The following is an 8,055-nucleotide window of genomic DNA, read 5'->3' as shown; positions in this document are numbered from 1 at the left end:
TACGAGTGGATGACATAATATATTCCGATATGGTGATAATAACGGTTTTCAATGAATGCGCGTATAACTGGCTGTACGCAGGGTACCGCTTGTCCCGAATCCACCACAGCAGACAAAACGTCGCGCGTTGAGATCCAGGCGCAAGAAATCGGCTTTGCAGGCTACACCCTTCAGAGCTAGCCGGATTTTCCGGGCTGGCGGTTCCTCATCGGTCATCAGGCGCTTGGCAGTAACCGGACATAATGCCCCTGTCAGTGCCGCTCCACCTGTTGCAGCTTTGCCGACTGTCAGTGTGAAGTGGGACCGTACGGGTTTGGTCCGCTCGACCTCGCGGATGATGTCTTGCTGCCAAGCGGCATCCGACGGCGTGTCATCACCCAAGGTCAGGGTCAGGTTGAATGTATGCGGGGCCTTGGGTGGATGTGTCTGCCACCATTCCTGTAGCGACAGGTTGGCACCAAAAGTATTGACAACCGTTCGTACAGACTCGGCCGTTCCCTTGCGTCGCTGGATATCAATAGCCTTGCGTACATGCCGACGCTTGACGTCTGTTGGCCAGGATGGATCCCAGTTGTCAACGGACAGCGCCCAGGCCAGCCAGGGCAAGTGCTCGGGCAGACAGGTGTCCGGATTCCACAAGGATCGCAGGGGAACCGGAACATCGGACAATCGGGCGATTGTTTGTTCCAGGGCACGTTCGGCCGGTGTGGCATTACCGGGCAAAAGACCGGGGCAGGATTCAGGCATCAACGCCCCCGTCCTTCAGGTTTATGGACTGGCACCAGGCTGCTTCACCTGCACTGACCGTTATCGTTTGTTGCGGGCTGCTCAGCTCGACCCTTTGTACACCGGGTTGGTGCAGCGCGGCGTAAAGCTCTGATAAGGTTACGTCCAAGCCTAAGCGACGCGGGCGGGCAACCACAGCAGCAATCGCCTTTCGGGCCTGTTCAAGTGCCTGTTCACGCCCCGGACCCGGGTGAAAGTACAGCGTTGCATTGATATCGTATTCATGGATCGTGGCGCTGCGGACAGCAACCTTGTCTGTCAGGGGACGGATCTCGTCGGAAGACAAGATATCCTGTACGCCTTGCAGCAGCGCGGTGTCCGCAGTACCGTTGCCGCTGCGCGACAGGATTGTAACCTCTACCTCACCGGGGGCCGGGCTGCGTACACTGGCATCTGCGACACCATCAACCGTCAGGGCATAGAAAACATAGGCCCCCGCAGGACCAGCTGTGCTGAAACCTTCGGGAGCCAGCTGAATACGGCGGCGAAGATCATCATCGTTTTCCAGAACCGGTAAAACGGGTGGCACCGCCTTTGGATCGCCGGCCAGCAATGTCTTGCGTACAACGCCCAGCAAGGCTCCCAGATTATCCAGGTCTGCCCCTGTGGCATAAGCCAGCATGACGCCACGGGCTGCCTCATTGACACGCTGCCGTAACAGCAGTTCACGATAGGCTGCTATTTCCAGAATCTTGTATGCAGGATCACTTTCCAGCAACGCCTTGAACACGGGGTCGCGCTTTTGCAGGTCTTCCAGCATGTCTGAAAAGATTGCTTCATAATCCAGCGTTTCCACCACATTGGGGGAAGGGAGCCGGGACAGGTCTACAGCTGTAAATCCGTGCGCCATCAGGTTATTTCTATTCCGTCGAGAGTAATGATGTACTTGCCGGGCATGTACTCTCCGGTCAGCTCCAGAACCACACAGCCCGGCCGTGCACTGCGGGCATGGACCCGCTGTAGTTTCAGGCGTGGTTCCCAACGGCTCAGGGCCTCGGCGGTTGCTGCGTACAGCTCCAGCAAGATGTTTTGGTTTATGGGAGCATCAACCAGCTGATAGAGCCGGCTGCCATAGTCACGACGCATGACACGGCTGCCCACAGGGGTCGTCAGGATATCCCGGACGCTTTGCGAGAGATGGTCAAGGCCGGACAGGTGTTTGCCCGTTTTTGCATTTGTTCCGTTCATGGAGCCGATACTGCCGGCTTGTCTGCTCCATGTCCCCTGGCGGCCTTTCCACCCTTTAATTTATCCGGCAAAGACCGATGGAGAGCCTTCTGCAACCGTTGAACCGCAACTGACCGGGTCTCCGATCCGCCCTACGGCCTGACCATTGGCAAAGACCGAAGCCGAACCCTCTGCCAACGTGCTGGTATGGCATGATGGTGAGGGATCACAATGATCTGCCCATGCGTCTCCCTTGCGGTGTATCGGTCGGCTATTGACAAAGACCGATGAACTTCCTTCTGTGCTGTTACGCGGCGGAAAAAGGTCGTGGCCCGTACAGGGATCATTCTTGCGGGTAACAGCGGGCATGGATTTCCTCTCTCAACCGGAGGCTTCCGGCTGTCCAGTCCTGGAAAATACACAGTGTGTAGGTTGCTTGCTCTGTTGTGCCGTCAGACAAGGATGCCGTTACAACAAGGCGTCCTTCATACCGCTTGGTCTGCGAAGGATGGAACGCTACCAGATCAATGCCTGAAGCCGGAAGATCATCCCAGCTATAAGCCTGAAGCAGCGTATTGCCCTGTCGATATGTCAGGCACATGCCATCAAAGGATCCTTGCAGCCGCTCAGCCGTTACATGAACAGCCTCGGCTGTGCCGTCTATGGACAGGGTTGCAAGCTTTGGGTCCAAGGATGCGCGATAACCTGTTACGGCCAGACCACGAAAAGCCGGATCGCGTACCGCGCAGGTAATGGTCCGGGATAGATGGACAGAGGTTTCAGGCAGTGTAAACAAAACGCCGGGCTTTGGCGTCCAGGTTACCGTGCGGATCTGCAGGTTCTCTGTATTAGTTGAGATCAATACGTGCCCCCTTAAGGGTAATGCCGGCATCATTGATGAGCAGGGAACTTCCGCCCGATGACAGGCAAAGACCATCCTGTCTGATGCTGACTGTACTTTGCCCCACGTTCATATACAGATGGTGGTCGGCGCTGTCGTATTGAAGGCATGTTCCGTCATCAAACAGGATTGTATCCCGATTTTCGTTGTTGTCGGGCGCATCCAGGGTTTGGCTGTAAAGCATGCCAGCAATAACAGCGCGGGTCAGATCACCCGATGGAGCAATCAAAACCACCTGTTGCCCGGGACGCAGCGGACGCCAACGACGAAAATTACGCCCTGTTTCCGTAGGCCATGGCAGCCACGCGCTGAGAAACCCCTTGGCGGTAACGCGAACTTTCCTGTTTGTGTGGTCCACGGCCTCAATGATCGCAATGCGGACCATATTGGCCAAGCGTCGCTCCAGATCTGCAATTCCCCACTGGCTCATTGTTTGATCTTTTCTTCCAGAGGATGATAGTGAAACTGGTATTCTTCACCTTGATCCGAAGCGGAGCCGTAGTAGACATTTCTGGCCTGTGGTGTTGAAGCAACAATCCACTCTTGATCCGGTTTGTCTTCTGATGGCACTGCCAGAACAACAGACGGTTTCTTCCGTACCTGCTCTGCGGCGGGCTGTTTCGGGTGCCACGCCGCATTACCAAGCTGTGTGACAAAGCGAACAGGAATGCGACTGGAATCCCACAAGGATTGCCCAAGAAATGCAGCATGCTTCCAGGTTACGGCCCACGCAACCGGATGAAATCCTTCCATGGCAACAGGCTTTGGAGCAACAGAGTCCAACTCGGCAGGACCAACGGAGCACCCCCAGCGTTGCCATGAAATCTGTGAAGCCAGAGAAATTGCGGTGCTGCGGGAAACATGTGTCGGATAAAGTCGATTGCCAGCGACCAGAGCGGTGGCCTGTAGAACCACAGAAACAGCTGTTTGTTCGGTGCCCGGATTAAAAGTCAGATCTGGATCCAGCCGGAGAATGTCAAGCTGGATTGCCAAGTCTTGGTCAGAGGAAACTGCTCCGGAAGCTCCCCCGTCAAATACCGGCACATTTGGTAAGTTTTTCTGCATGTCTCCCCGGATTGAGGAGAGCAATTGTTCTATGTCAACGTTTGTATTCTGTGTGCTCACAGTCCATCTTTCCTTGTCTGTTGGGGCGCTCCGCCATGGGCCAATAGTCGTTGCTTGTCGTGGCTGCTGCGGCTGCTGCCCAACCAGTATGCAACTGCTGTTGCAAAGGCACCGATAATTTGTCCGGCAATCAGATGAATGACATCAGCGTTGCTTGACGGGGTTGGTACCCACAGTAAAGCAGCCACAAGGGCAACAACCATGATGATCAAGGCACAGGTCATCAGCGAAGGCATCCAGCTGTCACGTACCACTTGATCAGGAACGGAAGGAGACGAAACGGATTTTATTCCTTCAGGAGATGTTGCATCGTCCAGCATGGATTAATAACTCCATAAAAAGGGGCGCGGTCTGTCTGTCTCTGCAGGCAGGTCATCCAAGTGCAAGAAACGCAGAACCCCTTTTTGCTGAACGCCAATGCCGGTGAAACCCTTTGCCAGGGCAAGCTGAATCAACAGCAGGGCATCCGCACCACCCACGGCAACATCACAGGCCCTTCCTGTTGTATGTGGACCGGGCTTTGCCTTGCCCACCTCAGCAGGGTGAGAGGGATCACGAAAGCCGCTGGTAATAACCATTGGCTTTCCATACAGGTCTCTGAGAGACTGAAGTCGGTCCATGAAAGCAGCATTCATATAACAACGACGGCTATACTTGCATGCAAAATCGATTCTTGAGAAATTTTTATATTTAACCCAGTCCAGTGGCTCTTCTATCAACTGCTATACCTTCATGATCAATGTAATTTGACTTGTTACTTTTTATGGCGTTCAGAATTGTACGTTGGGTAACTTGGAATAAATTGGCAATATCACGAACAGGTTTTCCCTCTGTTGCGAGACGCTGAATTTCGCGTGACCTGAAGCGCCGTACCAGAGCATTGCCATTTGCCGGCTGCAAATTCATCCCACCAAATTCACGGGCCATTCTCAGGGCGTCTTCTTTTCCCAGTATTTTAACCAAGGGGTGACTGTCACCGGGATGTCTCGGGATATAGAGATTAAGTCGCCACGGTCGCTTCCCCGATCGTCCCAGAGAACCAATCAAGTAGAGAGCTTTCTCACGCCCAATAACAGAAGCAATTTCCATTATACTTTTATCAATATCCATTGTCTCACCTTCGCTCTTATCGGCAAAAGCAAAGGCTAGATAGCACAAAATATTAAAATTATAACTAGAATATTGTGTTAATGTAATTGATTGTGCGTTATTATTGTATAATTATATCTTGTTTATTGTTATGGATTATTACGATCAGAATAGCGGGTATAGACAAAAAATAGTTTTCATTTTCCTGTCAGACCTCAGGCTGCACTCTGACCGTACGCCCTTCCAGAACGTTCACGCCATAGCGACGAACCATGATCTTGGCAATCACAAGGGAGACAATAGCGGTCAGGGCAGTAATGCCGCCTAGAATCAGATGCGACGGCAGAGGTAAAACAAGAGCCACTGCACTGGTTGCTGCAGCCCATAACATCTGAGCTGTTCCAAGGACGGCTGAAGCTTTACCGCTTCCCCGCTCGAAAGGCTGCATGGCCAGACCACGGGCCGGTCCCATAAGGCCGGAGAAGCCAATGCAAATCAGGGCAACAGGCCCCATAAAAAGAGCAACATGGCGTACATCCGGCCATGCACTCAGACACAGTACCAAGAGGACCCCACCCCCAAGCATCAGCAAGGCGGACAGGCGCAAAACTGCCAGCGGTCCCTTTCGGGCGATAAGCCGGGAGAAGGCAATACACACCAGACTGATCAAGCCGGCATTTGTTGCAAACAGTGCCCCGAATTCCAGGCTGGAAAGCCCGTATCCTTCCATCAAAGTATAGGGAATAAGGGTTACGTAGGACAAAACAACACCCAGCCCCATGCAGCAACACACAGAGAATCCGAGAAAGACAGGGCTGGTCCACGGTAGTATTTGGGTGTGTGTTCCACCGCCTTCAATCCTTTTCGGTGTTGTTTCTGGCATGCGCCATGCCAGCCAAGTTGTCAGAAAAATTCCGAAGCCTGTCAGGACAGCAAAGCAGCTGCGCCACGAAAACCATGCGGTTAGTATCCCGCCAATGAGAGGAGCGGCAAAAGGAACTGCATTCAGAACACCCATCAGAATGCTGTATTCACGCGCAGCATCTTTCCCGCTGTAACAGTCGCGTACCATTGCTGTTGCACAGACAGCGGCCGAGCTTGCCATAATGCCTTGCAGCAGGCGCAGCCCCAGAAACTCCGGCAATCCTTCGGAGAAAACAATAAGCAGCGACAGCAAGGCAAACAGGGAGCATCCCCAGATGGCAACAGGACGACGGCCCATCCGATCCGAAAGCGGGCCCCATACAAGCTGCCCCAGCCCCAGCCCTGCCAAATAAATGCTGATAGACAAGGATGCTTGCGATCCAAGATCTTCAGCAATCTGTGGCACTGCCGGCAGGTAGATATCCACACCCAGAGGGCTAAGCATAATCAGGGCACGAGCCGCCAGTATGGCAGGTCGTCCAATATGTGGATTTTGGGGAGAAGTCACAGACTACCTGCTTTATTAAACGATGCGCGGGGAACAGAGCAAATAGGGCATTGCCGTTTGTCACAAAGGAACAGGAGCCTATCATGCCTGGACTGGTAGGGAAACAAGCGTACGGAAATCTTTTTTCTCATAATATGTGCTTATCGATCGCCCATCCCAGACATAACACAAGTGTCGCTCTTGACGGCAATCTGACAGAATACATGGACGGAGCGCGGCAATGCATTCACCGCCATGATGCCGCACGCTGTTATAGACCAAGCCATTCGCGCCCTGTGCACGCAGTGTGCCTGCCATGGCCTGTGAGGCGGCATAGCTGTCCGGATCATACAGGTCCGGATGAGTCTTTTGGCACCCCCTCAGGTCGATCATGTCGGCAGAGACCGTGACAACATAGGCCCGCATGTCCAGCTCCATCGGGGGTTGCCGTGTTGCCCCCATAAAACGGGCGCGATGATAGCTGGTTTCCTTGATCGCTGTTTCCAAGGCATATGCTGCATAGAAAACGCCATAGGATGATGTTGCAAAACGGCTCCCCTCAGGATTGGGGTGGGTAAATGCAGCCATAATCACGCTTGTTCCCGGCCCGCTGATCCGATCTTGTGGTGGAACCAGGTGAATGTCGCCAACAGCATCACGTAAACGTGGGTTGGTCATGGACTCAAGCTCGATGACAGCATCCAGATCAGCAGGATCTGTAACACGCTCAAACAGATTAACAGGAGGGAACCGGCTGGGGATAATGCGCCATCCGGGATTCCATTCAACGCAACGGACAGGAAAGGTCATGCCCACCCACCACGCTGGGAATCCAAGTACTGCCGGACAACAAACAAGTCAGAAACTTGGCCGGATAGCATCCGTTCCAGTGCAGACTGACCATTGAACACGGGTGCCATATTGGGGCACCGAATCCATTGATCCGCAGCTTCCGTATCAGGGAGAAGGATCTGTAATGCCTTGTAGATGCCCAGAATATAGGAGATCCGTTCCAAGGTATCCTTGGGCAAGACCGAGACATGTCCCTTCTTCCATTTAAAAAAAGTAGATCGTGCCTGTACTCCCAACAAAATCATGCTCTCCTCAACCGATAATCTCCATAGGTCCGCAATCCGGAAGAATGTACGCAGGGCGGGACCCGCCAGATCACGGCGATTGGTGGCCGGTTCAGTACAAGGGATCGGGGCCATTTCACTGCTCCATATAAAGACTTATTTAGAATATAGTCCATATATAGACCTTCTTAAAGGAGAATAATTGATCGTAAAACGGTTAATGGATGTATTTATCCCGCATCATAAACGAACAAATCAAGAACATTTTGGCGGCTGGCCACTGAAAAAGCTCAGATACCCCTGACACGATGGAAAAAGCGCCAGCAGAAATCATTGTGTCCTCATGTCATGAGAAGGGCACAAGCCCGGCTTGATCTTGTGGATCAGCCGGCCGGGACACCCCGTAAACCCCGTTCCTGTCCGGGTGAAGACCCATGCTGCTATGGCGGCTCCTTCATCTTTTGACACCATGGCAGAGGCCCTTATGACGTACCAGGAAG

At 53.2% G+C, this 8,055-nt stretch carries 13 protein-coding genes; all 13 read right to left on the bottom strand.

The features are described 5' to 3' along the window. Positions 1-48: 48 nt before the first annotated feature. The gene (locus HEQ72_RS11055) at positions 49-747 is read right to left on the bottom strand and encodes a phage tail protein I (protein WP_168021421.1); all 699 of its coding nucleotides are present in this window, start codon (positions 745-747) and stop codon (positions 49-51) included. Continuing rightward, a complete protein-coding gene (locus HEQ72_RS11050) occupies positions 740-1,636 on the bottom strand; it encodes a baseplate J/gp47 family protein (RefSeq protein WP_168023408.1) in 897 nt (298 codons plus the stop codon). The genes HEQ72_RS11055 and HEQ72_RS11050 overlap by 8 nt, the downstream gene beginning before the upstream one ends. Beyond that, positions 1,636-1,974, bottom strand: a complete 339-nt coding sequence (locus HEQ72_RS11045; RefSeq protein ID WP_168021425.1) for a GPW/gp25 family protein — start codon at positions 1,972-1,974, stop codon at positions 1,636-1,638. Before HEQ72_RS11045 ends, HEQ72_RS11050 begins: the two co-directional genes overlap by 1 nt. A 60-nt stretch (positions 1,975-2,034) precedes the next feature. After that, positions 2,035-2,322, bottom strand: a complete 288-nt coding sequence (locus tag HEQ72_RS11040) for a PAAR domain-containing protein (protein ID WP_168021427.1) — start codon at positions 2,320-2,322, stop codon at positions 2,035-2,037. Beyond that, complete coding sequence (locus HEQ72_RS11035) at positions 2,297-2,815, bottom strand: hypothetical protein (RefSeq protein ID WP_168021429.1); 519 nt, start codon at positions 2,813-2,815, stop codon at positions 2,297-2,299. The genes HEQ72_RS11040 and HEQ72_RS11035 overlap by 26 nt, the downstream gene beginning before the upstream one ends. Continuing rightward, positions 2,802-3,284 carry a phage baseplate assembly protein V gene (locus HEQ72_RS11030; protein WP_168021431.1) on the bottom strand — a complete coding sequence of 161 codons (483 nt, stop codon included), beginning with the start codon at positions 3,282-3,284 and terminating at the stop codon, positions 2,802-2,804. Before HEQ72_RS11030 ends, HEQ72_RS11035 begins: the two co-directional genes overlap by 14 nt. Continuing rightward, positions 3,281-3,919 (bottom strand): hypothetical protein, encoded by a 639-nt coding sequence (locus tag HEQ72_RS11025; protein ID WP_168023407.1) that lies wholly within the window; start codon positions 3,917-3,919, stop codon positions 3,281-3,283. The genes HEQ72_RS11030 and HEQ72_RS11025 overlap by 4 nt, the downstream gene beginning before the upstream one ends. A 56-nt stretch (positions 3,920-3,975) precedes the next feature. Beyond that, positions 3,976-4,299 (bottom strand): hypothetical protein, encoded by a 324-nt coding sequence (locus HEQ72_RS11020; protein ID WP_168021435.1) that lies wholly within the window; start codon positions 4,297-4,299, stop codon positions 3,976-3,978. A gap of 3 nt (positions 4,300-4,302) precedes the next feature. After that, the gene (locus tag HEQ72_RS11015; protein ID WP_168023406.1) at positions 4,303-4,599 is read right to left on the bottom strand and encodes a D-Ala-D-Ala carboxypeptidase family metallohydrolase; all 297 of its coding nucleotides are present in this window, start codon (positions 4,597-4,599) and stop codon (positions 4,303-4,305) included. Between the two features lie 70 nt (positions 4,600-4,669). Further along, entirely contained in the window at positions 4,670-5,068 is a 399-nt protein-coding gene (locus HEQ72_RS11010) for a hypothetical protein (protein WP_168021437.1), read from the bottom strand. Positions 5,069-5,276: 208 nt separating this feature from the next. After that, positions 5,277-6,500 (bottom strand): multidrug effflux MFS transporter, encoded by a 1,224-nt coding sequence (locus tag HEQ72_RS11005; protein WP_168023405.1) that lies wholly within the window; start codon positions 6,498-6,500, stop codon positions 5,277-5,279. An 81-nt stretch (positions 6,501-6,581) separates the two neighbouring features. Continuing rightward, positions 6,582-7,289: an RES family NAD+ phosphorylase gene (locus tag HEQ72_RS11000; RefSeq protein WP_168021439.1), complete on the bottom strand. Its 708-nt coding sequence runs from the start codon at positions 7,287-7,289 to the stop codon at positions 6,582-6,584. Then, complete coding sequence (locus HEQ72_RS10995) at positions 7,286-7,690, bottom strand: MbcA/ParS/Xre antitoxin family protein (RefSeq protein WP_168023404.1); 405 nt, start codon at positions 7,688-7,690, stop codon at positions 7,286-7,288. Before HEQ72_RS10995 ends, HEQ72_RS11000 begins: the two co-directional genes overlap by 4 nt. Between the last annotated feature and the right edge of the window lie 365 nt (positions 7,691-8,055).

Origin of the sequence: Haematospirillum sp. 15-248 (genome assembly GCF_012102665.1) — a bacterium.
Lineage (GTDB): Bacteria > Pseudomonadota > Alphaproteobacteria > Rhodospirillales > Rhodospirillaceae > Haematospirillum.
Note: the sequence above shows the minus strand (reverse complement) of the source record. Positions and strands in the feature narration are given on the sequence as shown.